Genomic DNA, 23262 nt, shown 5'->3' with positions numbered 1-23262 from the left:
TTATCCGAGTTATAAAACCTATGGAGGTGTGTAGCAAAAAAATATACCTATTGCACCTTGTGTATTCAATGAAGTTGCGCTTGAGCTTAGGTTTTTCTTCTGTCGGTTTCGTAAATTTGAATGTTTATATTCTAGTATGAAATTTGGAGTTGAAAATGATCTATGACGTTATTGTGGTCGGTAGCGGTGCTATTGGCGGTTCGATTGCTTTTGAATTAGCGACTAGAGGACTAAGAGTTTGTAGGGTTGGTGAGACGGATAGGATTAATGCCGCATCCAAAGCAGCGGGTGCGATGAATGGCTGTTTCGGCGAAGTCACCAGCGGACTGCTTGCTAGTGGACATGGACGTTTGAAACTGGCTATGGATATCCAGGCCAAAGGTATGTGGCCGCAATGGGCGCAGCGGCTTGCACAGGCCTCGGGCAACCAACAAGAGCTACTGACGGCGCGTGGCACCCACGTGATTCTAAACTCTGCCGGCATGGCTGAAATTGACAGTATCAACTACGAGGCTATCGAACAAACTCTGCGCGATTATCAGGAGCCTTTCTCAAATGTCTCCCCGGGCGGGGTGGAGTGGGTCAAGGCCAACGATCTCGTGCGGCCACTGCAGGCGTTGCTGATTCCCGATGAGAATGCGGTGGACTCACACCTGTTGTTGGAAAAGCTGGATGCAGCATTGCTGGGGAGCGGAGGCGAAATCATTAACAAAAACGCCCATGTCGTGTTGACAGAAGGGCGTGTGGCGACTGGTGTGATGCTGGAAAATGGCGAGGAGATCGCGGGGAGTCACGTCGTGGTAGCCGCCGGTGTTCAGTCGTTGGCGATGTTCGATACCCTAGATGATATCAAGGATCGAATTCCGCCAATGTTCGCCGGATACGGGGTTTCCATTCTCGTCCAGTTGAAGCCGGGTCAGATAACCCCATCAACGGTGATCCGTACTCCCAATCGGGCCTTTGCCTGCGGCCTGCATTGCGTACCGCGCTCGCCGGAACTGCTGTATCTAGGCGCCACCAATATCCTCGCTGAAAAGCCCCGCTCGCATGCGTTGATTTCTGACGTGCAGTTTCTCCTTGATTGCGCAGTCGACCAGCTTAACTTAGACCTGCACGATGCCGAGGTTGTGAGTATTCAGGTAGGCAACCGGCCTATCCCCGCCGATGGTTTTCCTCTGGTTGGGCAATGTGGCTACGACGGGCTCTGGTTGGCCACCGGCACGTATCGTGATGGCTTACATCAATCACCGTTGTTGGCCGCCTGGATGGCGGATCAAATTCAAGGTGTACCCAACAGCTTGGATTTGTCTTGTTTTGCACCGGTGCGCAAACCTCTGCAAGGGTTGCCGCGCAGCAACACAGTGGCCGAAACCGTGAAGCAGATGTTCGCAACGGGCTATGAGTACCGCTGGAATATCAAGCCTTATTGGATGCCTTTGCTCGACAAAGGTATGACTGAAAACTACACCGCACTGATTGAGTCGCTGCACCCGCAATTCACCCCTCCGCCCGAATTGGTCGCTTTCTCGTACCTATATCGTTCTATGTATGACCGCCTGGCGCGCTATTACGAGGCTTGGTCATGATTAATTCACAACTTGAGCATGACTATGCGAAGGCATTAGCGGCTTTGATAGATGCGGGTGTCTGGGATCCTATAGAGGATCTACAAGCCATCATGAGCAAGCATTTTTCCAGCGGAGTGTTGCCCGATTCAAAACGGTTGGCGTCTTTTCGCCAGGATGTGGCCGACCGTTGTGCACGCACACCCTTGGGGCACATCCTGGGCTACGTCGACTTTGCCGACCTTCGTTTCGTTGTCGGCAGTGGAGTCTTCGTGCCGCGGGTGCAGAGCATGGCCATCGTGCAGTGGATCGAGCAGAACCTGTCACTTGACGACCGTTCAACTGTGTACGACCTCTGCGCGGGGGTAGGTGCAATCGGCTTGGCAATCTGGTCCCGGACTAGCGCCAAAGTGGTGTGCGTTGAAATCGATGCTATTGCTCAAATCTACCTCAAACGCAATATCCAACGGCTGAACAACGATGGTCAGGGGGTAACCCTGTGCGAGGCGGATATTACCCAAATCGAGGCCTTCGAGTCGGTGCGCGGCAGTGCAGATGTCATCGTATCCAACCCCCCTTATGTCCCTCAAGACACGGTGTTGCTGCCTGAGTGGGGCGTTCATCATCCTGCTACTGCCATCTTCGCGCCGGACGAAGGTACCGCGCTGATCGAGGCTTCGGCACGACTGGCCAACTCGTTGCTCAAGCCTTGCGGGACCTTATTAATCGAGCACGGTGAATCCCAGGAGCAACAGGTTGGATCGATCTTGGAGGTCCATGGTTTCCGCTCGATTTGCACCTTTGTTAATGAACACTTTTCCGATGCGACGGGCCCTTCCGTCATCACCGTAGGGACAAAAGTATGAACAGCACTATGGACGCGGGCCCAAACTGGATGACTATTCGTCAGCAGCGCACTAGTGACGCTCTGAGCAGCGCATCGGATGGCGGCTTGACCAGTTTCGAAGTGGTTTCCCGTAAGGGGAAGACACTCGTATTGGCTGATGGCACAAAGTGCACAGAATTTATTTCATGCTCCTACTTAGGTTTGGAAAGTCATCCACTGTTGATTCAGGCTGCGCGTACGGCATTGGAGCGGTTTGGCATCCACCTTTCAGCTAGCCGGAGTGCAATGAGTCCGGTTTACCTACGGCAACTTGAGGGGCTGCTGTGCGACATCTATGCCGGTGCCAGCGTGACGGTATTCACCTCCACTAGCAATGCGCACCTAGGAGTGTTGCCACTCTTGGGCAGCGGCACCATGGACGGCTATCCAATCAAGCGTTCGGTCATGTGGCTAGTGGATCGCACCGCCCATGCCTCAATGCAGGTGTTGCGCGGGTTGCTATCGCAGTTTGGGCCGGTCAATCGGGTCGATACTCAAGATATGGACGGGCTCAAGCAGACACTGATGCGGTGCGCCAAGGAGCAAATCACGCCCGTTCTCTTGATCGATGGCGTTGGTTCCATGTCGGGGTTGTTACCTACATGTGAGCTGAGTGAACTGCTACAAGCTTGGGGTGGTTATCTCTATATCGACGATGCTCATGGCATATCGATTACCGGGAGACATGGCGCTGGTTATGCCTTCGAGAGTTTAGGTCATCGGCTTCCGGAAAATACGCTCATTGCCGGTTCATTGAGCAAGGCGTTCGGCGGTGCTGGTGGGTTCATTGTGCTGAAATCCGACTACCACGCGGAGCAACTGCGCGCTCTTGCCAATCCCCTGGTGTTTGGGCACTCCATATCCGTGCCGTTACAGGCGGCCAACGTTGCGTCAGCACAGCTCCATCTTTCCTCCAATATCGCCTCTCTGCAGAACGCGCTGTGGCAGAACGTGCGCCGTCTCGATGAGCAGGTTGACCAGCAGATGATGAACGCGTCGCTGCGAGCGCCTATTCGCGGTGCTTTGTTTCAGACCGAACAGCAAGGTACGGCGGCTGCCAGTGCGTTACGAGCTGCGGGCATCGTAGTGTTTCCAGTGTTCTATCCGATCGTTGAAACCGGCAAAGCCATGTTGCGATGCGCATTGTCAGCGGTTCACACACCGGAGCAGGTCGATACCTTGGCACGTCAACTCAACGTCCAGTTGAACCAGGCATCTGCCTGACGACTGCTCGCGAGGAATAGTTATGTCATCGAACTCAGAAAGAAATATTGCGCTTGGTGGGCAGGATCTCCAGCCCTATCGTCAGCAACTGGACCAGATAAATAATGCGCTCGTCGACCTACTGGCCCAACGCATGGAAATCTGTCGGGTGATTGCCCGCATCAAATCTGCGAAAAAAATTCCAATGATGCAGCCGCATCGAGTGACTTCCACTCTGGATACGGTCAGATCGCTGGCACCCTCATGTAAATTGCGGCCGGATTATCTCGGGGACCTGTTCGCCTTAATCATCAAAGAAACCTGCAACGAGGAGCAGCGTCTCATGGATGCTCTCGACCAGCCAGGTGTGGAGGAATGAGGCATGCGCGCCTTGATTGTCGATAACTTCGACTCCTTTACGAACAATATTGCCCAATATGTCTATGAGGCGTCAGGTAAGCAGCCGAAAGTCGTACCAAACACCACGCCGTTCGAGTTGCTCGATCTGACGAACTATGACGCGGTGATACTATCGCCGGGGCCGGGACATCCTGCCCGTAACGCTGATTTCGGCGTATGCCGCGATGTATTGGAGTGCGCGACGGTTCCAATCCTTGGTGTATGTCTGGGGCATCAGGGCATCAACTGTTTTTTTGGCGGTACGGTCGAACATGCACCCAGACCAGTGCATGGTTATCGGACCTGTATCAGTCATGCCGGTACCGATCTCTTTGAGGGCATCCCGCAAGGCTTTGAAGTCGTGCGTTACCATTCTCTGGTATGCACTGAGATGCCTCCTTGTCTAGAAGTGACAGCACGTTCGGACTGCGGCCTAGTCATGGGCCTGGCACATCGTGAGCGGGCAATTTGGGGCGTGCAGTTTCACCCGGAGTCAATCGATTCGGAATTCGGTTTGCAGATCATCCGCAACTTCGTTCGGCTGGTTGGCGAGGCTCAGAGCTGCCGAAGTTTTGCCACGCGTAGCCCGGTGCTCCAGGCACTTCAGACGGCAGGCGGACCGACGCGGTTGTCATTCGAGTTCGAGCGCTTGGGACATTCACCCACTCCGGCTCAGCTCTTCGGCGCGAATTTCGCTGGTAAGCCGGCTGCGTTCTGGCTTGACAGCGAACTTTCTGATCGGCCGCAGGCAAGGTATTCGCTGATGGGTTCCTGTGATCGCGATTCTGCGTTGGTGTTTGCCTATGACGTCAATCGCCGATTGTTGTCAATCGAGGGGCCCGTAGGGCGCGCAACTATCGAAGGGGATTTCTTCCGTTTGATGGAGGAGATTGTCGACCTGTTGGGAGCAGGACAACAGCAGGAAGCTCCGTTCCCCTTCAAGGGCGGCTTGGTTGGTTACCTAGGTTACGAGTTGAAGGCTTTGGTAGGCGTACGCAACGCACACGTGTCGGAATTACCCGATGCCCTGTTCTACCTGCCACAGAATATGCTGGTCCTCGACCACTCAAGCGAAATAACCTATCTGTGTCATCTATGGGGCGAGCGTCTCGCTTTGCAGCCTGCGAGTGATGACATACAAGCCGACAACACACTCTTCACCCCTGGCCCTGTGGCTGAGTCTTCGCTGGGGTTGGCTGATTGCTCAAGCACTTATATGGCAAAGGTAGGTGCGTGTCTGCGGCAGATTGTTGATGGTGAATCCTACGAAATCTGCCTTACAAACCGAGCTAGTCTGCACTGTATGGATGATCCTCTCAGTATCTATCTGCGTATGCGTCGTATCAGCCCGGTGCCTTATGGGGCCTATGTAAACACTGGGACGTTTTCGATTCTCAGTGCGTCTCCCGAAACTTTCCTTACGATTGATGCGACAGGTCGCATTACTTCCCGGCCAATAAAGGGTACACGACCCAGAGGCGATGACCCTGAGCTAGACCTAGCGCTCAAGCGAGATCTGGCGCGCTCTTCAAAGGACCGGGCAGAGAATCTGATGATTGTCGATCTGGTGCGCCACGATCTGAACAGTATCTGCGTGCCGGGATCGGTGAAGGTACCTAAGGCCTTTGATATTGAAAGCTACTCCTCGGTACATCAGCTGGTTTCGACTGTTGAAGGGCAGTTGCGTGCTGGGGTCAGATCATTCACGGCGATCCGAGCCTGTTTCCCCGGTGGTTCCATGACCGGTGCGCCGAAAGTACGCACCATGGAAATCATCGACAAACTTGAGTCTTCGGCCCGCGGAGTCTATTCGGGGGCTTTGGGCTGGATCGGGTTTGATGGCTACACAGACCTAAGTATCGTGATCCGGACCGCAGTAATTAAGGATGGCATTGCCCGTTTCGGCATTGGTGGAGCCATTGTTGCTGCCTCGGATCCGGAAGAGGAAATGCACGAGACTCTAGTCAAGGCTAGCGTGCCGTTTCACAGCATTAGAGGTAAGGGGATAACCATTGGATAACGTACTGATCCTGGGCGGAGCGGGTATGGTCGGTAGCTTCATCGCCGGGATTTTGAGCAAAACTGAGAACACGCTCACGGTGGTTGATGTCGTCCCTCCGCGAGCTCCGCTCGACCACTGTGTGATAGATGTGCTCAACATGCCCGAGCGAGTGCCCGAGCTACTTGAGGCCGCCACCGTCATCATTTTCGCGCTACCTGAGGACGTCGCAATACGGGGGCTGGAGTGCTTCGTCGAACAGATACCGTCCGTGAACGTCATAGTCAACACATGCTCTGTGCAGGCACCGTTCCAGAGTAGGGCTGCCGAGTTGTTTCCCGGGGTGGCTTCGGTTGGTATCAATCCGATGTTCGCACCGACGCTTGATTGCACGGGTCGTCCAGTAGTGCTGTGCGAGCGGCAAGAAAGTGAAGCAGGGGGGCGGCTGGCAACACTTTTACAGGCGAATGCAATGCGGGTTACACGGTTGTCCCCCGATGAACATGATCAAGTGATGGCCGTATGCCAAGCTCTGCCTCACGCGGCGATTCTGGCGTTTGCCTTTGCTTTGGAGCGATCAGGATGCGACATGGATACGCTCCATGCAGTGGCGCCGCCGCCTATGAAAACCATGCTTAGCCTGGCGGCCAGAATCCTGCACAACGCCCCTGTCATCTATTGGGATATCCAGAAACACAACAGTGCAGGACAGCAGCAGCGTGATCAACTGTCGGCCAGCCTGGCTTTCCTTGATCATCTATGCAGGAGTGACACGCCGTCGGCCTTTGCCGACGAGTTGAATGCCGTGCAGCGACAGCTGGGTGCGTATGTCGACGTCTATGGCAAAACCTGCGAAACGCTCTTCAACGTACTGAGTTCTTCAAGGAGAAACGACTGATGCACGGAGCGGCAACCCCCCTTGCTTCCATTATCAAGGACCGCTCGAAGGGCGCAGCTTTGCTGGTAATCATGCTTCCGGTTCTTTTGGTGACTATCGATAACACAATCCTCAATTTCGCCTTGCCTCGAATCACCGCCGCGCTGAATCCGTCTGCTGCCGAGCAGCTGTGGATGATCGATGCCTATTCTTTGGTGCTGGCGGGGTTACTGGTGACCATGGGCAGTTCTGGTGATCGCTTCGGTCATCGGCGCATGCTTTGCCTAGGCTGTGCCGGGTTCGCTTTGGTGTCGGTTGGCGTAGTGTTTTCACAGCAAGCCTGGCACTTGATCGCGGGACGGGCGCTGTTGGGGTGTTTCGGCGCAATGATTCTGCCTGCGACCCTTGCGCTGATTCGCACCGCATTCGAGGATCGTGAGGAGCGGCGCTTGGCGGTGGCTGTCTGGGCAACTTGTCTGACCATCGGCTCGGCATTGGGGCCGTTGCTGGGTGGCGTACTGTTGCAGTATTTCAATTGGCAGTCAGTTTTCCTGGTTGCTTTGCCATTCCTGCTGCCAGTGTTGCTCTTGGCGCCGATGATCACCGAGTCGCCAAGGCAACCGGGCAGATCGACCGATTACCTGAGTATCGTACTGAGCCTGGGCGCCATGACGGGTGTGATGTTGGCTCTCAAGCATCTGGCCACGGTTGGCTTTGGTGGCCAAGTATTGTTCTGGATGCTGTCGGGAGTCTTGTTGGGCGTGGCTTTTGTTCGGCGCCAGCTACGGTTGGAACAGCCGCTGTTGGATCTTAGGTTGTTCGCTTCTCCTGTCTTCAGCGTGTCCATTGCGACGAACCTTGTGAGCCTGGGCTTGCTCATCGGGTTCATCTTCTTTGCCACTCAATTGTTGCAACTGGTCTTTGGGCTATCCCCGTTGTTGGCTAGCTTGATACTCGTGCCGGGGCAAATACTGGCGATCATCGCCGGCCTCGCCGTCGTGCCTGTGGTTCAAAAAAACGCACCGAACAAGGTCATTACCGGGTGCCTGCTGGTTGCCGCGGCAGCCTTTGCGGTGATGGCGCTGTTTGCCGCCACTGCTCTGACGGTGGGGCTGGCTTTCGTGTTACTCAATGTCAGCATTGCTGCAATCACTACAGTGTCAAATGACCTTGTGTTAGGCGCGGTTCCGGCAGACAGCGCCGGTAGCGCTTCGTCCGTCAGTGAGACGGCTTATGAGGTTGGCGTGGTGTTGGGTACCACATTGATTGGCGGGGGCGTAGCGGCTTTGTATCGGTTGTCGTTGGCGATACCCGAGGGAGTGGCCGAGGAAGTAGTTGCTGCAGCATCAACCCTGGGAGGGGCACACGCCATCAGTCAAACCCAGTCTTCCCATGTTGCAACGCAGATTCTGGAAATAGCCGATGGCGCGTTCAGGGAGGGGGTCATGATGACAAGTGCTCTTATGACTGGTTTGATTGTGCTGTTTGCACTGGTTACATACCGTTATCTGCGAGTGCGTAGCTCCCCGGATCCAGTTGAAAGTCGACGCCCATAGACTCAGACGATGGAGCGTAAGCCACTCATCGCGAGCAAACTCGCTCCCCTGGGGTATTACCTCCAAAAACGCAGGCAAAAAAAGCCCCACCCGGCATCACGCCGGGTGGGGCTTTTGCGTTTCGGGTCTGGCCCACCCCTGTAGCCTTCCCCGAACCTTCTCCTCTTTTCAGCAACTCGAGGCCTTCTCGAACCTCGGAAATGATCTTGGGCCGCTATGCGCCAGGGCGCCAGTGAACAGTTTTTTATATTCACTAATGATCTAAATAAATGGGTATTCATTCTTTTTAAAGCAATGAAAACCGGTGCACAGTTGGTCCCACAACAACCATCCAGGAGCCGCACCATGAGCCTCAGACTCGGCGACATCGCCCCCGACTTCGAACAGGATTCCAGCGCCGGCAAGATTCGCTTCCACGAATGGCTCGGCGACAGCTGGGGCGTGCTGTTTTCCCACCCGGCGGACTTCACCCCGGTGTGCACCACCGAGTTGGGCCTCACCGCCAAGCTCAAGGACGAGTTCGCCCAGCGTGGGGTCAAGGCCATTGCCCTCTCGGTGGACCCGGTGGACTCGCACCACAAGTGGATCGAGGACATCAACGAGACCCAGAACGCCGTGGTCAACTTTCCGATCCTGGCCGACGCCGACCGCAAGGTGTCCGACCTGTACGACCTGATTCATCCCAATGCCAGCGACACGCTGACCGTGCGCTCCTTGTTCGTGATAGACCCGAACAAGAAAATCCGCCTGACCATTACTTACCCAGCCAGCACCGGGCGCAATTTCAATGAGATCCTGCGGGTGATCGACTCGCTCCAATTGACCGACAACTATAAAGTCGCCACCCCGGCCAACTGGCAGGACGGTGATGAAGTGGTGATCGTGCCGTCGCTCAAGGACGAAGAGGAACTCAAGCAGCGCTTTCCCAAGGGCTACCGCGCCGTGAAGCCTTACCTGCGCCTCACCCCGCAGCCCAATCGCTGACGCAACACCTGAACCTGTGGGAGCGAGCTTGCTCGCGATGGCATCGGATCTGCCAACGTCGATGTCGACTGATACACCGCCATCGCGAGCAAGCTCGCTCCCACAGGGAGATCACTGTGCACCAAGGGTTTTGGCCGTTTCGACGGCCTTTTTTATTGCGCCAAGGAAAGTGAATTGCATATCTCAAAATCGCATAACCAAATGAATAAATATGATTTAAAGATATATTAATCCCCTGTTATGGTTTGACCCATGCAGCGAGATCGCCCACCGCGAATCGCACGTGACAGTTAAGGAATAGCAGGCATGTTGGTCGTCTTACTCGGTGGCAGTCCCAGCCAACGCTCCCGCTCCGGGGTGCTGCTGGAGCGCTCGCAACGCTGGTTGCAGCAGCAAGGTGTGGAAGTGGTGAGCTATCAGGTGCGCGATTTCCCCGCCGAGGATTTGCTCCATGCCCGCTTCGATAGCCCCAAGGTAGTCGACCTGCTGGCCCAGATCGAAAATGCCGACGGCCTGTTGATTGCCACGCCGGTGTACAAGGCGTCTTTTTCCGGTGCGCTGAAGACTGTGCTGGATCTGCTGCCTGAGCGCGCCCTGGCCCATAAAGTGGTGTTGCCGATGGCAACCGGCGGCAGCATCGCCCACATGCTGGCGGTGGATTACGCCCTCAAGCCGGTGTTGTCCGCGCTCAAGGCCCAGGAAATGCTCCATGGGATCTTTGCCGAGGACAGCCAGATCGCTTATGGCGAAGGCAGTGCCCAGGCGCAATTGACGCCAGCATTGCAACAGCGTCTGGACGAGGCGCTGGAACAGTTTTTCAGCGCCATGGCCCGTCGGCCCAAGCCGCTGGACCCTCGTGTACTGAACGAACGTTTGCTGAGTGCTCGCTGGAGCATCTGACCCGATTACTCCCTGATTCAACTTCACCTTACTCAGCCGCCAACGGCCCAGCAGGTGCAGCCAAAACCCCACAGCAAAAAGGAGAGGCGCCATGCGCACTGTCATTTTGCGTCGCGGGCTGGTCGCTCTGTTTGCTGCGGCTGTGTCCCTCGGCGTCATTACTCAAGCTCAAGCCGAGACCTTGCGGATCGGTTATCAGAAGTACGGCACCCTAGTGCTGCTCAAAGCCAAGGGAACATTGGAAAAACGCCTCGCAGCCCAAGGCGTGGATGTGCAATGGACCGAGTTCCCCGGCGGCCCGCAGCTGCTTGAAGGCTTGAACGTCGGCTCCATCGACTTTGGCGTGACCGGTGAAACCCCACCGGTGTTCGCCCAGGCCGCAGGCGCCGACCTGCTCTACGTCGCTTACGAGCCACCGGCGCCCACCAGCGAGGCCATCCTGGTGCCCAAGGGGTCGGCCATCCAGTCGGTGCAAGATCTCAAGGGCAAGAAAGTCGTGCTGAACAAAGGCTCCAATGTCCACTACCTGCTGGTGCGGGCGTTGGAGGATGCCGGTCTGAAATATTCCGATATCCAGACCGTTTTCCTGCCGCCGGCCGACGCCCGCGCCGCGTTCGAACGTGGCAGCGTGGACGCCTGGGTGATCTGGGATCCGTATCAGGCGGCCGCTGAACAGCAGTTGCAGGCACGCACCCTGCGTGACGGCAAAGGCATCGTCGACAACCACCAGTTCTACCTCGCCACCAAACCCTATGCGCAAAAAAATCCTCAGGTCATTACGACGCTGGTGGAAGAGGTGCGGGCAGTGGGGGAGTGGTCCAAGGCCAACCCTGAAGACGTGACCAAGCAAGTATCGCCGCTGCTTGGCCTACCGGCGGACATCACCCTGACGGCGGTGAAACGCCAAGGCTACGGGGCGTTGTTCCTCACGCCGGAGGTGGTGGCGGCGCAGCAGAAAATCGCCGACAGCTTCTATCAGCTCAAATTGATTCCCAAGCCCTTGAGCATCAAGGACGTGATCTGGACGCCGCCGGCGGCCGTTGCGAACGCGCAGTAATTCGATCCCTTAGGAGACCACTCCATGAGCCTCAATATTTTCTGGTTCCTGCCTACCCACGGCGACGGCCATTACCTTGGCACTGCCGAAGGCGCCCGCGCCGTCGATCACGGTTACCTGCAACAAGTCGCCCAGGCGGCGGATCGACTGGGTTTCGGCGGCGTGCTGATCCCCACCGGGCGTTCCTGCGAGGACTCCTGGCTGGTGGCCGCTTCGTTGATTCCGGTGACCCAGCGCCTGAAATTCCTCGTTGCCCTGCGCCCCGGGATCATCTCCCCGACAGTGGCCGCGCGTCAGGCCGCGACGCTCGACCGGTTGTCCGGCGGGCGTGCGTTGTTCAACCTGGTGACTGGTGGCGACCCGGATGAGTTGGCCGGCGACGGCCTGTTCCTCGACCACGAACAACGCTACCAGGCGTCGGTGGAATTCACCCGCATCTGGCGCCGGGTGCTGGAAGGCGAAACCGTGGATTACGACGGTGAGCACATCAGTGTGAAGGGCGCCAAGCTGCTCTATCCGCCGATCCAGCAACCGCGTCCACCGCTGTATTTCGGTGGCTCGTCGGAAGCCGCCCAGGATTTGGCAGCCGAGCAGGTGGAAATGGTGCTGACCTGGGGCGAGCCGCCTGCTGCCGTGGCGGAAAAGATCGAACAAGTACGGGCCAAGGCTGCAAAATTGGGGCGCACGGTACGCTTCGGCATCCGCCTGCATGTGATCGTGCGGGAAACCAATGCCGAGGCCTGGCAAGCGGCCGACCGGCTGATCTCTCACCTGGACGACGACACCATCGCCCGTGCCCAGGCGTCCCTGGCGCGCTTCGATTCGGTGGGCCAGCAACGCATGGCCGCCCTGCACGGTGGCCGTCGCGACAAGCTGGAAGTCAGCCCCAACCTCTGGGCCGGCGTCGGCCTGGTTCGCGGCGGGGCCGGTACGGCGCTGGTGGGCGATGGTCCGACCGTGGCGGCACGGGTCAAGGAATACGCTGACCTTGGCATCGACACCTTTATCTTCTCCGGTTATCCACACCTGGAAGAGTCCTATCGTGTGGCGGAACTGTTGTTCCCACACCTGGACGTCGAGCGCCCGGAATTACCGAAAAGCCAGGGCTATGTGAGCCCGTTCGGTGAAATGGTCGCCAACGATATTCTTCCCAAAGCCGCGTCCCAGAGCTGAGGCGGCCATGAAGAAAATCATCCACACCCTCGCGCCCTGGGCGGTGCCTCTGCTGTTGCTGGCGGTATGGCAACTGTCGGTGTCGGCCGGTTGGTTGTCCACGCGGATCCTGCCAGCACCCGTGGCCGTGATCGAGGCCGGGGTCAACCTGGTGCGCAGCGGCGAGATCTGGACGCACCTGGCAATCAGCGGTTGGCGCGCAGCGGTGGGCTTTCTGATCGGCGGTGGCATCGGCCTGACCCTGGGCTTCATCACCGGTTTGTCGAAATGGGGCGAACGTCTGTTGGACAGTTCCGTGCAAATGGTCCGGAACATCCCGCACCTGGCGCTGATTCCGTTGGTGATCCTGTGGTTTGGCATTGATGAGTCGGCGAAGATTTTCCTGGTGGCCCTGGGCACGTTGTTCCCGATCTACCTCAACACCTACCACGGCATTCGCAACGTCGACCCGGCGCTGGTGGAAATGTCCCGCAGCTACGGCTTGTCCGGCTTCAGGCTGTTTCGCCAGGTGATCCTGCCTGGCGCCCTGCCTTCGATCCTGGTGGGCGTGCGCTTTGCCCTGGGTTTCATGTGGCTGACGCTGATCGTGGCGGAAACCATCTCGGCCAGCGCCGGCATTGGCTATCTGGCGATGAATGCCCGGGAGTTCCTGCAAACCGATGTGGTGGTGCTGGCGATCCTTTTGTACGCCGTGCTGGGCAAATTGGCCGACCTTGCCGCCCGTGGGCTTGAGCGGGTCTGGCTGCGCTGGCACCCGGCGTACCAAGTGAACAAGGGAGGTGCCGCATGACCGCTCAACAACCTCCGCGCCTGCTGCGGGGCATACCGCTGGCGGTGCGCAAGCTGCAAAAAACCTTCGGCACGCGCCAGGTATTGCGTGATATCGACCTGCATATCCCGGCCGGGCAGTTCGTGGCCGTGGTCGGTCGCAGTGGCTGTGGCAAAAGTACCTTGCTGCGGTTGCTGGCCGGGCTCGATCAACCCACCGATGGCCAACTGTTGGCGGGCTCGGCGCCGCTGAGTGCCGCGCAACAGGACACGCGGTTGATGTTCCAGGAAGCGCGTTTGCTGCCCTGGAAAAAAATCATCGACAACGTCGGCCTCGGGCTCAAGGGCAACTGGCGCCCGCAGGCGCTGCAGGCACTGGAAGCCGTCGGTTTGGCCGACCGCGCCCATGAGTGGCCGGCGGCGCTGTCCGGCGGACAGAAGCAACGGGTGGCCCTGGCCCGCGCGCTGATTCATCAGCCACGCCTGTTGCTGCTCGATGAACCCTTGGGGGCGCTGGACGCACTGACCCGCATCGAGATGCAGCAACTGATCGAACACCTCTGGCAGCAGCACGGCTTCACGGTGTTGCTGGTGACCCACGACGTCAGCGAGGCGGTAGCGATTGCCGATCGGGTGATCCTGATCGAGGACGGCCAGATCGGCCTTGACCTGCCCATCGACCTGCCACGCCCACGGGTTCGCGGCTCTCATCGCTTGGCGAGCCTGGAAACCGAAGTCCTCAACCGTGTGCTGTCCTTGCCCGGCCAACCGCCGGAACCGGAACCCGTTTCACCCTTGCCCACGCAACTGCGTTGGGCGCAATAACTTCATCCAGACAGGAATCGACACCATGACTATCAAAGCCATCAACGTACGCAACCAGTTCAAAGGCACCATCAAGGAAATCGTCGAAGGCGACGTGCTGTCGGAAATCGACGTGCAGACCGCTTCGGGCATTGTCACGTCGGTCATCACCACCCGCTCGGTCAAGGAGTTGGAACTGGCGATCGGCAGCGAAGTGATTGCCTTCGTCAAATCCACCGAGGTGTCTATCGCCAAGTTGTGAGCGATGCGTCACCCACAGCCCCGGACGGCGTGAGCCCTTCGGGGCTTTTGGATGGCCGGTGAATACGCTTAGTGAGGTTGGAAGGGGGCCGCTTCACGACCCAGCGGGAGCAAGCTCCCTCGCCACATGGATCAGGGGGCTTCACGCTTGGGCAGATACGGCGGTAGATACAGCCCCAGGTACGCGTCGAACACCCGCATGCCTTCTTCGGCCATGCGCGGGGTGATCTGGTCGTGTTGTTGTACCGAGCGGGCGTAGACGCGGTCGCCCAGTTCCATGGCCAGGGCGAACACGTCGACGTCTTTGGGCAAGCTCGGCAGCTCGAAATGGTGGTCGAACACCTTATGCATCAGGTCGCCCAGCTCGAGGTCGTGCTGGCGGTCGGCCTGGGTGACTTCGGTCAGGCCGTGCTGGGCCAGGATCAGCTGGCGGGCGGCAGCGTCCTGGCTGTAGATGGCGAGCATGCGCTGTTCCACCAGCCGTGACAGGTCGTGCCAATGGTTCAACGCCCCATGATCGATCGGTGCTTGCAGGCAGGCGCGAAAGGCGGCATGGACGTCGGCGGTCAGGGCTTCGAGCAGGGCCGGGACGCTGGCGAAGAAGTGGTATACGGAAGAGGGCGGGATCCCGGCGCGCTCGGCGACGCTGTAGATCGACAGGCTGGCCACGCCTTCGGCGGCAAGCAGCGTACGGGCGGCATCAAGAATGGTGTCGATCCGGGCCTGGCTGCGTGCGCGGGGTTTGCGGGGGGTGGCGATGCGCGTCATGGACGTCTCCTGCGGGGCTGCCGGGCATTGTACGAGTCGATTTCTGTGTTGTCTGCCAGGCCCTCATCGCGGGCAAGCCTTGCTCCCACAGAGCAATACATTGTGAATCAGACCAAATGATCACGAAGAACCCCTGTGGGAGCTGAGCTTGCTCGCGATCCGCCGAAGGCGGCCATCCCCCCAGATACAAAAAAACGCCGCAGGCCATAAGGCCTGCGGCGTTTCTTGTTTACCACAACCGCTTACACGGTATGCAGGTACCAGTTGTACTCGAGGTCGGAGATGGAGTGTTCGAACTCCTCCAGCTCGCTTTCCTTGCAGGCCACGAAGATATCGATGTATTTCGGGTCGATGTACTTGGCCATGACTTCGCTGTCGTCCAGCTCGCGCAGGGCATCGCGCAAGTTGTTCGGCAGGCTTTGCTCGTTCTGCTCGTAGCTGTTGCCTTCCACCGGCGCACCGGGCTCGATCTTGTTGGTCAGGCCATGGTGTACGCCCGCCAGCACGGCGGCCATCAGCAGGTAGGGGTTGGCATCGGCACCGGCGACGCGGTGCTCCAGGCGCACGGCATCGGCCGAGCCGGTAGGGACGCGCAAGGCCACGGTGCGGTTGTCCAGGCCCCAGGTCGGCGAGTTCGGCACGTAGAACTGTGCGCCGAAACGACGGTAGGAGTTGACGTTCGGGCAGAGGAAAGCCATCTGCGCGGGCAGGGTCTCGAGCACACCGCCGATCGCGTGACGCAGTGCGGCGTTCTGCTCGGGATCCTCGCTGGCAAAAATATTCTTGCCATCTTTATCAAGAATCGAGATGTGGACGTGCAGACCATTGCCCGCCTGGCCCGGATAAGGCTTGGCCATGAAGGTGGTGTCCATTTCATGGTCGTAGGCGATGTTCTTGATCAGACGCTTGAGCAGGACCGCATAGTCGCAGGCCTTGATCGGATCGGCCACGTGGTGCAGGTTCACTTCGAACTGCGCCGGGGCACTTTCCTTGACGATGGCGTCGGCGGGAATGCCTTGCTCCTTGGCCCCTTCCAGAATGTCCTGGAGGCAATCGACGTATTCGTCGAGGTCATCGATCAGGTAGACCTGGGTCGAGTGCGGGCGTTTGCCGGAGATCGGCGAGCGAGGCGGTTGTGGGCGTCCATTCACGTTCTCCTGGTCGATCAGGTAGAACTCCAGCTCGAATGCGGCGCAGATGGTCAGGCCCAGTTCATCGAACTTGGTCACGACTTGGCGCAGGACTTCACGCGGGTCGGCGAAGAAAGGTTCGCCTTCGAGTTCGTGCATGGTCATCAACAGTTGCGCAGTGGGGCGCTTCTGCCAAGGTTCGTTGCACAGGGTGTCAGGGATTGGATAGCAGATCCGGTCGGCATCGCCGATGTCCAGACCCAGGCCGGTGCTTTCCACCGTAGAGCCATTGATATCCAGGGCAAATAAAGAGGCCGGCAGGTTGATGCCTTTCTCGTAAACCTTGTGGAGGCTGGTGCGTTCTATGCGCTTGCCGCGCACCACACCATTCATATCCGCAATCAGAAGGTCAACGTACAGAACCTCAGGATGTTCCTTAAGGAACGCGTTCGCTTCGTTAAGCTGAACGGCACGCGGGGGTACCGACATGATGCAACACCTTTGTTGTTAAAAATATCAATCATTGATCTCTTCGAAAGCCAGTCAACCCGAACGGCATGCCGAAGTCAAGCAGGGCCTTTTTTGCCCTAAAAAAGCACCTGCAGGGCTTTTTTGAGGCAATTTAGGGCGTTTTTTTCCCTTTACGGGGCTTGGCGCCCGCAGGCTTGAGCGGGCCGTGTTGTATTTTTTACGGGGGTGTTGTGTAAAAAAATGAACAAGGCTAAGCTCGATTCAAACCCATAACAGCAATAATACCGGGGTGCTTCATGTCTCGCCTGCCGTTAATCGGCGTCACCACCTGCTCCAGGCAGATTGGTCTGCATGCTTATCACATCAGTGGCGATAAATATTCCCGGGCTGTCGCGACAGCCGCCAAGGGCCTGCCAGTGCTGCTTCCGTCCCTGGCGGATCTGTTCCCGCCGTCCGATATTCTGGACGCCCTGGACGGTATTCTCTTTACCGGCTCTCCTTCCAATGTAGAACCTTTTCATTACCAAGGCCCGGCCAGTTCGCCGGGCACTGCTCATGATCCTGCACGGGACGCCACCACCTTGCCGCTGATCCGCGCCGCTGTCGAGGCGGGCATCCCGGTGCTGGGCATTTGCCGAGGTTTCCAGGAGATGAACGTAGCCTTTGGCGGCAGCCTGCATCAGAAAGTTCATGAAGTCGGAACGTTCATCGATCATCGTGAAGACGATACTCAAGCGGTGGATGTCCAATACGGTCCTGCCCACGCCGTGCATATCCAGCCTGGCGGCGTACTGTCAGGCCTGGGGCTGCCTGAGCAGATAGCGGTCAATTCGATCCACAGCCAGGGTATCGAGCGTCTGGCGCCTGGGTTACGAGCCGAAGCGGTGGCCCCCGATGGCCTGATCGAGGCGGTTTCGGTGCCAGGAGGCAAGGCTTTTGCTTTAGGTGTGCAATGGCACCCCGAATGGGAGGTAAGCTCTAACCCGCATTACCTTGCGATTTTCCAGGCATTTGGCGATGCCTGCCGAGCAAGGGCAACACAACGCGACGCCGATGCGTCAAACAACGCCTGACGACTAATAGCAGTCAGGAAACTCACGCCTAGAGGCATTTATGAGTAACAACCTCGACCAGCTCACCGATTGGTTGAAAGACCACAAGATCACAGAAGTCGAATGCATGATTGGCGACCTCACCGGTATCACCCGGGGCAAGATCTCGCCGACCAACAAGTTCATCGCCGAGAAAGGCATGCGCCTGCCCGAGAGCGTTCTGCTCCAGACCGTTACGGGCGACTATGTCGAAGACGACATCTATTACGAACTGCTCGACCCTGCCGACATCGACATGATCTGCCGCCCGGACGAGAACGCAGTATTCCTTGTGCCCTGGGCCATCGAGCCCACAGCCCAGGTCATCCACGACGCCTACGACAAGCAGGGCAACCCCATCGAGCTGTCGCCGCGCAACGTGCTCAAGAAAGTACTCAAGCTCTACGCCGACAAGGGTTGGCAGCCGATCGTCGCGCCGGAAATGGAGTTCTACCTGACCAAGCGCAGCGATGACCCGGACTTTCCGCTGCAACCGCCCGTTGGCCGCTCCGGCCGTCCGGAAACCGGCCGCCAGTCCTTTTCGATCGAAGCGGCCAACGAATTCGACCCGCTGTTCGAAGACGTCTACGACTGGTGCGAACTGCAGGAGCTGGACCTCGATACCCTGATCCACGAGGACGGCACGGCGCAGATGGAAATCAATTTCCGTCATGGCGATGCCCTGTCCCTGGCCGACCAGATCCTGGTGTTCAAGCGCACCATGCGCGAAGCGGCACTCAAGCACGACGTGGCTGCCACCTTCATGGCCAAGCCCATGACCGGCGAGCCGGGCAGTGCGATGCACTTGCACCAGAGCATCATCGACAAGGAAACCGGCAAGAACGTCTTCTCCAATGAAGACGGGACCATGAGCGAGCTGTTCCTGCACCACATCGGCGGCCTGCAGAAATTCATCCCCGAGTTGTTGCCGCTGTTCGCCCCCAACGTCAACTCGTTCCGCCGCTTCCTGCCGGATACGTCGGCGCCGGTGAACGTGGAGTGGGGCGAAGAGAACCGCACCGTGGGTCTGCGCGTGCCGGATGCCGGGCCGCAGAACCGTCGGGTGGAAAACCGCTTGCCGGGCGCCGATGCCAACCCGTACCTGGCGATTGCCGCCAGCCTGCTGTGTGGCTTCATCGGCATGGTCGAAGGCATCAACCCGAGTGCGCCGGTGGTGGGCCGAGGCTACGAACGCCGCAACCTGCGTTTGCCGCTGACCATCGAAGACGCCCTGGAACGCATGGAAAACAGCACCACCATCGAGAAATACCTGGGCAAGAAATTCATCACAGGCTACGTCGCGGTCAAGCGGGCCGAGCATGAAAACTTCAAGCGCGTGATCAGTTCGTGGGAGCGGGAATTCCTGCTCTTTGCCGTCTGAAGCGCCGGGCGGGGCTGCTTCAGGCAGCTTCGCCCTCACCGATAACAGGAGAATTGGCATGACCCGCAATAACCCGCAAACCCGTGAATGGCAGGCCCTGAGCAACGATCACCACCTGGCGCCGTTCAGCGACTTCAAGCAGCTCAAAGAGAAAGGCCCGCGCATCATCACCCACGCCAAGGGCGTCTACCTCTGGGACAGTGAAGGCAACAAGATCCTCGACGGCATGGCCGGCCTCTGGTGCGTGGCCGTCGGTTATGGCCGCGAGGAACTGGCCGACGCCGCCAGCCAGCAGATGCGCGAGCTGCCGTACTACAACCTGTTCTTCCAGACGGCCCACCCGCCGGTGCTGGAATTGTCCAAAGCCATCGCCGACATCGCCCCTGAAGGCATGAACCACGTGTTCTTCACCGGCTCCGGCTCCGAGGGCAACGACACCATGCTGCGGATGGTCCGCCACTATTGGGCGATCAAGGGCCAGCCGAACAAGAAAGTCATCATCAGCCGCAAGAACGGTTATCACGGTTCGACCGTGGCCGGCGCGAGCCTGGGCGGCATGACCTATATGCATGAACAGGGCGACTTGCCGATCCCGGGCATTGTCCACATCGCCCAGCCATACTGGTTCGGTGAAGGCGGCGACATGAGCCCCGAAGAGTTCGGTGTGTGGGCGGCCAACCAGTTGGAAGAAAAGATCCTGGAGCTCGGCGTGGACAACGTCGGCGCCTTCATCGCCGAGCCGATCCAGGGCGCCGGCGGCGTGATCGTGCCGCCGGACAGCTACTGGCCGCGCATGAAGGAAATCCTCGCCAAGTACGACATCCTGTTCGTGGCCGACGAAGTGATCTGTGGCTTCGGCCGTACCGGTGAGTGGTTCGGTACCGACCATTACGGGTTGAAACCGCACATGATGACCATCGCCAAGGGCCTGACCTCCGGCTATATCCCCATGGGCGGGCTGATCGTGCGTGACGACGTGGTCGCGGTGCTCAACGAAGGTGGCGACTTCAACCACGGGTTTACCTATTCCGGTCACCCGGTGGCCGCGGCAGTGGCCCTGGAAAACATCCGTATCCTGCGCGACGAAAAGATCATCGAGCGCGTCCATGCTGAAACGGCACCCTATTTGCAGAAGCGTTTGCGGGAACTGAACGATCATCCGCTGGTGGGTGAAGTGCGCGGTGTCGGTTTGCTGGGGGCGATCGAGCTGGTCCAGGACAAGGCCACGCGCAAGCGCTACGAAGGCAAGGGTGTGGGCATGATCTGCCGGCAGTTCTGTTTCGATAACGGGCTGATCATGCGCGCGGTGGGTGACACCATGATCATTGCGCCGCCGCTGGTGATCAGCAAGGCCGAGATCGATGAATTGGTGACCAAGGCGCGGCAGTGCCTGGACCTGACGCTCAGTGCGTTGCAAGGCTAAGTGCTAGGCTCTGAGCGAGGTGCCTGCAAGGGCCTCGCCCAGCGAGAATAAAAGGCTGGGCTTGTGTTGAAAGCCTGGCCTGTAACTTGCCAGACTACCGACCGTTCAAGTTGTCCGCGAGCCGGCTACTGAACTGTGGCTAAAAAGAATAACTGGAGCATTTTTTCATGAAGGCATTAGGTATGAAGATAGCTGGCAAGACCCTCCTCGCCATGTCCCTGATGGGCGTGATGGCGGGTGCTGTTCAGGCGGACGACAAAGTGCTGCACGTCTATAACTGGTCCGACTACATTGCGCCGGACACCGTCGCCAAGTTCGAGAAAGAATCGGGGATCAAAGTCGTCTACGACGTGTTCGACAGCAACGAAACCCTGGAAGCCAAGTTGCTGGCCGGCAAATCCGGTTATGACATCGTGGTGCCGTCGAACAACTTCCTGGCCAAGCAGATCAAGGCCGGGGTCTACCAGAAACTCGACAAGTCCAAGTTGCCCAACTGGAAAAACCTGAACACCGACCTGCTCAAGGCCGTTTCGGTGAGCGACCCGGGCAACGAGCACGCCTTCCCGTATATGTGGGGTTCGATCGGCATCGGCTTCAACGCCGAGAAGGTCAAGGCGGCCTTGGGTGCCGACGCGCCGACCAACTCGTGGGACCTGCTGTTCAAGCCGGAAAACGCCGCCAAGCTGAAAGCCTGCGGCATCAGCTTCCTCGACTCGCCGACCGAGATGATCCCGGTGGCGCTGCACTACCTGGGCTATCCGACCGACAGCCAGGACAAGAAACAACTGGCTGAAGCCGAGGCGCTGTTCCTCAAGATCCGTCCTTCGATCGGCTACTTCCACTCCTCCAAGTACATCTCCGACCTGGCCAACGGCAACATCTGCGTAGCGGTCGGCTACTCGGGCGACATCTACCAGGCCAAGTCCCGTGCAGCCGAAGCCGGCGGCAAGGTCAACGTCAGCTACAACATTCCGAAGGAAGGTGCTGGCAGCTTCTTCGACATGGTCGCCATCCCCAAGGATGCCGAGAACGTCGAGGGTGCCTACAAGTTCATGACCTTCCTGCAAAAACCGGAAATCATGGCTGAAATCACCGACACCGTGAGCTTCCCGAATGGCAACGCGGCGTCCACGCCGCTGGTCAGCAAGGAAATCACCAGCGACCCGGGCATCTACCCGCCGGCAGACGTGCAAGCCAAGCTCTACGCGATTGCCGACCTGCCCGCCGCGACCCAGCGGATCATGACCCGCAGCTGGACCAAGATCAAATCCGGTAAATAAGCCGGACTGAAGCATCCTTCTGTTGTCGCTGCCATCGCGGCGGCGGCAACAGGAGCAATTAAATAACTAAAAGTTTTGCTGGATCGGTTTATCGAGGGTAAGTTGCGCGCCGGTTTTGTTGCAGGGCCTCTCTTGGCCAAGTAACGGGGGCAACTTGGGCCCAACTATTTAAGAGGACCTCCACGTGCCAGTCTTTTCTTTGTTACGTAACGCCTTGCTGGTCGGCGCCGGCCTGACGCTCGCCGTCAGCGTCCAGGCTGCCTCCACCGTGCATATTTATAATTGGTCGGACTACATCGGCGAGACCACCCTGGCGGATTTCGAAAAAGCCACTGGCATCAAGCCGGTGTATGACGTGTTCGATTCCAACGAAACCCTGGAAGGCAAGTTGCTGGCCGGGCGTACCGGTTACGACGTGGTGGTGCCGTCCAACCACTTCCTGGGCAAGCAGATCAAGGCCGGGGCGTTCCAGAAGCTCGACAAGGCGCAGTTGCCCAACTACGCCAACCTCGACCCTGTGCTGCTCAAGCGCCTGGAAAAGAACGATCCGGGCAACCAGTACGCCGTGCCTTACCTGTGGGGCACCAACGGCATCGGCTACAACGTCGAGAAGATCAAGGCGGTCCTGGGCGTCGAGAAGATCGATTCGTGGGCCATGCTGTTCGAGCCGGAAAACATCAAGAAGCTGTCTAGCTGCGGTGTTTCGTTCCTCGATTCGGGCGACGAGATGATCCCGGCGATGCTCAATTACCTGGGCCTGAACCCTAACAGCGAAGACCCTGAAGACTACAAGAAAGCCGAGGCCCAGCTCCTCAAGATCCGGCCTTACGTGACCTACTTCAATTCCTCCAAGTACATCTCCGACCTGGCCAATGGCGAGATCTGCGTGGCCGCCGGTTTCTCCGGCGACATCTTCCAGGCCCGCGAACGTGCCAGCGAAGCCGGCAAGGGCGTCGATATCGCCTACGTGATTCCCAAGGAAGGCGGCAATCTGTGGTTTGACATGCTGGCGATCCCGCGCGACGCCACCAACGTCAAGCAAGCGCACGCCTTCATCAACTATCTGCTCAAGCCTGAGGTGATCGCCCAGGTCAGCGATGTCGTCGGTTATGCCAACCCGAACCCCAAGGCTGGCGAACTGATGGACCAGAAAGTACGCACCGACGAAGCGGTTTACCCACCGCAAGCAGTCGTCGACAAGCTCTACGTCAACTCCGAGTTGCCGCCCAAGATCCAACGACTCATGACCCGCAGCTGGACCAAGGTCAAGTCGGGTAAATAACGTC

21 protein-coding genes are annotated in these 23262 nt (G+C 58.4%); 19 read left to right on the top strand and 2 right to left on the bottom strand.

Features of this window, described 5'->3' with window-relative positions:
- Window positions 1–155 precede the first annotated feature (155 nt).
- The 14 genes from HU749_RS28640 (at window position 156) to HU749_RS28575 (ending at window position 14433) form a co-directional block, all read left to right on the top strand.
- The gene (locus tag HU749_RS28640) at window positions 156–1586 is read left to right on the top strand and encodes an NAD(P)/FAD-dependent oxidoreductase (protein ID WP_186649309.1); all 1431 of its coding nucleotides are present in this window, start codon (window positions 156–158) and stop codon (window positions 1584–1586) included.
- Window positions 1583–2431 (top strand): N5-glutamine methyltransferase family protein, encoded by an 849-nt coding sequence (locus HU749_RS28635; protein WP_225919120.1) that lies wholly within the window; start codon window positions 1583–1585, stop codon window positions 2429–2431. The genes HU749_RS28640 and HU749_RS28635 overlap by 4 nt, the downstream gene beginning before the upstream one ends.
- Window positions 2428–3675, top strand: a complete 1248-nt coding sequence (locus HU749_RS28630) for an aminotransferase class I/II-fold pyridoxal phosphate-dependent enzyme (RefSeq protein ID WP_014340757.1) — start codon at window positions 2428–2430, stop codon at window positions 3673–3675. The genes HU749_RS28635 and HU749_RS28630 overlap by 4 nt, the downstream gene beginning before the upstream one ends.
- A gap of 22 nt (window positions 3676–3697) precedes the next feature.
- Entirely contained in the window at window positions 3698–4033 is a 336-nt protein-coding gene (locus HU749_RS28625) for a chorismate mutase (RefSeq protein WP_186649306.1), read from the top strand.
- A gap of 3 nt (window positions 4034–4036) precedes the next feature.
- Complete coding sequence (pabB, locus tag HU749_RS28620; protein WP_186649302.1) at window positions 4037–6073, top strand: aminodeoxychorismate synthase component I; 2037 nt, start codon at window positions 4037–4039, stop codon at window positions 6071–6073.
- The gene (locus HU749_RS28615; RefSeq protein WP_186649299.1) at window positions 6066–6950 is read left to right on the top strand and encodes a prephenate dehydrogenase dimerization domain-containing protein; all 885 of its coding nucleotides are present in this window, start codon (window positions 6066–6068) and stop codon (window positions 6948–6950) included. The genes pabB and HU749_RS28615 overlap by 8 nt, the downstream gene beginning before the upstream one ends.
- Window positions 6950–8485 (top strand): MFS transporter, encoded by a 1536-nt coding sequence (locus HU749_RS28610; RefSeq protein WP_186649296.1) that lies wholly within the window; start codon window positions 6950–6952, stop codon window positions 8483–8485. The genes HU749_RS28615 and HU749_RS28610 overlap by 1 nt, the downstream gene beginning before the upstream one ends.
- A 345-nt stretch (window positions 8486–8830) precedes the next feature.
- Window positions 8831–9469 carry a peroxiredoxin gene (locus HU749_RS28605; RefSeq protein WP_024617266.1) on the top strand — a complete coding sequence of 213 codons (639 nt, stop codon included), beginning with the start codon at window positions 8831–8833 and terminating at the stop codon, window positions 9467–9469.
- 306 nt (window positions 9470–9775) lie between these two features.
- Window positions 9776–10369, top strand: a complete 594-nt coding sequence (ssuE, locus tag HU749_RS28600; protein WP_046063207.1) for an NADPH-dependent FMN reductase — start codon at window positions 9776–9778, stop codon at window positions 10367–10369.
- A gap of 91 nt (window positions 10370–10460) precedes the next feature.
- Window positions 10461–11426: a sulfonate ABC transporter substrate-binding protein gene (locus HU749_RS28595; RefSeq protein ID WP_014340751.1), complete on the top strand. Its 966-nt coding sequence runs from the start codon at window positions 10461–10463 to the stop codon at window positions 11424–11426.
- A gap of 24 nt (window positions 11427–11450) precedes the next feature.
- On the top strand, window positions 11451–12599 hold the full coding sequence (ssuD, locus tag HU749_RS28590) for an FMNH2-dependent alkanesulfonate monooxygenase (protein ID WP_003206647.1): 1149 nt from the start codon (window positions 11451–11453) through the stop codon (window positions 12597–12599).
- A gap of 7 nt (window positions 12600–12606) precedes the next feature.
- On the top strand, window positions 12607–13389 hold the full coding sequence (gene ssuC, locus HU749_RS28585) for an aliphatic sulfonate ABC transporter permease SsuC (protein WP_014340750.1): 783 nt from the start codon (window positions 12607–12609) through the stop codon (window positions 13387–13389).
- A complete protein-coding gene (gene ssuB, locus HU749_RS28580) occupies window positions 13386–14192 on the top strand; it encodes an aliphatic sulfonates ABC transporter ATP-binding protein (protein ID WP_095963621.1) in 807 nt (268 codons plus the stop codon). The genes ssuC and ssuB overlap by 4 nt, the downstream gene beginning before the upstream one ends.
- 25 nt (window positions 14193–14217) lie before the next feature.
- A complete protein-coding gene (locus HU749_RS28575) occupies window positions 14218–14433 on the top strand; it encodes a TOBE domain-containing protein (RefSeq protein ID WP_003177394.1) in 216 nt (71 codons plus the stop codon).
- Between the two features lie 131 nt (window positions 14434–14564).
- Here the strand turns inward: HU749_RS28575 and HU749_RS28570 are convergent, their stop codons facing one another.
- The gene (locus HU749_RS28570; protein ID WP_079303008.1) at window positions 14565–15200 is read right to left on the bottom strand and encodes a TetR/AcrR family transcriptional regulator; all 636 of its coding nucleotides are present in this window, start codon (window positions 15198–15200) and stop codon (window positions 14565–14567) included.
- Window positions 15201–15442: 242 nt separating this feature from the next.
- Entirely contained in the window at window positions 15443–16819 is a 1377-nt protein-coding gene (locus HU749_RS28565) for a glutamine synthetase family protein (RefSeq protein ID WP_003177396.1), read from the bottom strand.
- A 278-nt stretch (window positions 16820–17097) separates the two neighbouring features.
- Between HU749_RS28565 and HU749_RS28560 the strand changes: the two genes are divergently transcribed.
- The 5 genes from HU749_RS28560 (at window position 17098) to HU749_RS28540 (ending at window position 23258) form a co-directional block, all read left to right on the top strand.
- Entirely contained in the window at window positions 17098–17874 is a 777-nt protein-coding gene (locus HU749_RS28560; RefSeq protein WP_079303007.1) for a gamma-glutamyl-gamma-aminobutyrate hydrolase family protein, read from the top strand.
- A 40-nt stretch (window positions 17875–17914) separates the two neighbouring features.
- Entirely contained in the window at window positions 17915–19273 is a 1359-nt protein-coding gene (locus HU749_RS28555) for a glutamine synthetase family protein (RefSeq protein WP_014340745.1), read from the top strand.
- A gap of 58 nt (window positions 19274–19331) precedes the next feature.
- The gene (locus HU749_RS28550; protein WP_024617270.1) at window positions 19332–20696 is read left to right on the top strand and encodes an aspartate aminotransferase family protein; all 1365 of its coding nucleotides are present in this window, start codon (window positions 19332–19334) and stop codon (window positions 20694–20696) included.
- Between the two features lie 182 nt (window positions 20697–20878).
- Window positions 20879–21976 (top strand): polyamine ABC transporter substrate-binding protein, encoded by a 1098-nt coding sequence (locus tag HU749_RS28545; RefSeq protein WP_041476191.1) that lies wholly within the window; start codon window positions 20879–20881, stop codon window positions 21974–21976.
- A gap of 184 nt (window positions 21977–22160) precedes the next feature.
- Window positions 22161–23258, top strand: a complete 1098-nt coding sequence (locus tag HU749_RS28540; protein ID WP_079303006.1) for a polyamine ABC transporter substrate-binding protein — start codon at window positions 22161–22163, stop codon at window positions 23256–23258.
- Window positions 23259–23262 lie beyond the last annotated feature (4 nt).

Origin of the sequence: Pseudomonas ogarae, assembly GCF_014268695.2 — a bacterium.
GTDB classification, from domain to species: Bacteria; Pseudomonadota; Gammaproteobacteria; order Pseudomonadales; family Pseudomonadaceae; genus Aquipseudomonas; species Aquipseudomonas kilonensis.
This window is presented reverse-complemented; position numbering and strand designations above follow the sequence as displayed.

Coding starts and splice junctions, on each gene's coding strand:
- ssuC (WP_014340750.1), top strand. CDS start 12,607: ATGAAGAAAATCATCCACACCCTCGCGCCCTGGGCGGTGCCTCTGCTG.
- HU749_RS28570 (WP_079303008.1), bottom strand. CDS start 15,200: ATGACGCGCATCGCCACCCCCCGCAAACCCCGCGCACGCAGCCAGGCC.
- HU749_RS28575 (WP_003177394.1), top strand. CDS start 14,218: ATGACTATCAAAGCCATCAACGTACGCAACCAGTTCAAAGGCACCATC.
- HU749_RS28625 (WP_186649306.1), top strand. CDS start 3,698: ATGTCATCGAACTCAGAAAGAAATATTGCGCTTGGTGGGCAGGATCTC.
- HU749_RS28630 (WP_014340757.1), top strand. CDS start 2,428: ATGAACAGCACTATGGACGCGGGCCCAAACTGGATGACTATTCGTCAG.
- ssuB (WP_095963621.1), top strand. CDS start 13,386: ATGACCGCTCAACAACCTCCGCGCCTGCTGCGGGGCATACCGCTGGCG.
- HU749_RS28595 (WP_014340751.1), top strand. CDS start 10,461: ATGCGCACTGTCATTTTGCGTCGCGGGCTGGTCGCTCTGTTTGCTGCG.
- HU749_RS28640 (WP_186649309.1), top strand. CDS start 156: ATGATCTATGACGTTATTGTGGTCGGTAGCGGTGCTATTGGCGGTTCG.
- HU749_RS28565 (WP_003177396.1), bottom strand. CDS start 16,819: ATGTCGGTACCCCCGCGTGCCGTTCAGCTTAACGAAGCGAACGCGTTC.
- pabB (WP_186649302.1), top strand. CDS start 4,037: ATGCGCGCCTTGATTGTCGATAACTTCGACTCCTTTACGAACAATATT.
- HU749_RS28635 (WP_225919120.1), top strand. CDS start 1,583: ATGATTAATTCACAACTTGAGCATGACTATGCGAAGGCATTAGCGGCT.
- HU749_RS28560 (WP_079303007.1), top strand. CDS start 17,098: ATGTCTCGCCTGCCGTTAATCGGCGTCACCACCTGCTCCAGGCAGATT.
- HU749_RS28550 (WP_024617270.1), top strand. CDS start 19,332: ATGACCCGCAATAACCCGCAAACCCGTGAATGGCAGGCCCTGAGCAAC.
- ssuE (WP_046063207.1), top strand. CDS start 9,776: ATGTTGGTCGTCTTACTCGGTGGCAGTCCCAGCCAACGCTCCCGCTCC.
- HU749_RS28610 (WP_186649296.1), top strand. CDS start 6,950: ATGCACGGAGCGGCAACCCCCCTTGCTTCCATTATCAAGGACCGCTCG.
- HU749_RS28545 (WP_041476191.1), top strand. CDS start 20,879: ATGAAGATAGCTGGCAAGACCCTCCTCGCCATGTCCCTGATGGGCGTG.
- HU749_RS28605 (WP_024617266.1), top strand. CDS start 8,831: ATGAGCCTCAGACTCGGCGACATCGCCCCCGACTTCGAACAGGATTCC.
- HU749_RS28555 (WP_014340745.1), top strand. CDS start 17,915: ATGAGTAACAACCTCGACCAGCTCACCGATTGGTTGAAAGACCACAAG.
- ssuD (WP_003206647.1), top strand. CDS start 11,451: ATGAGCCTCAATATTTTCTGGTTCCTGCCTACCCACGGCGACGGCCAT.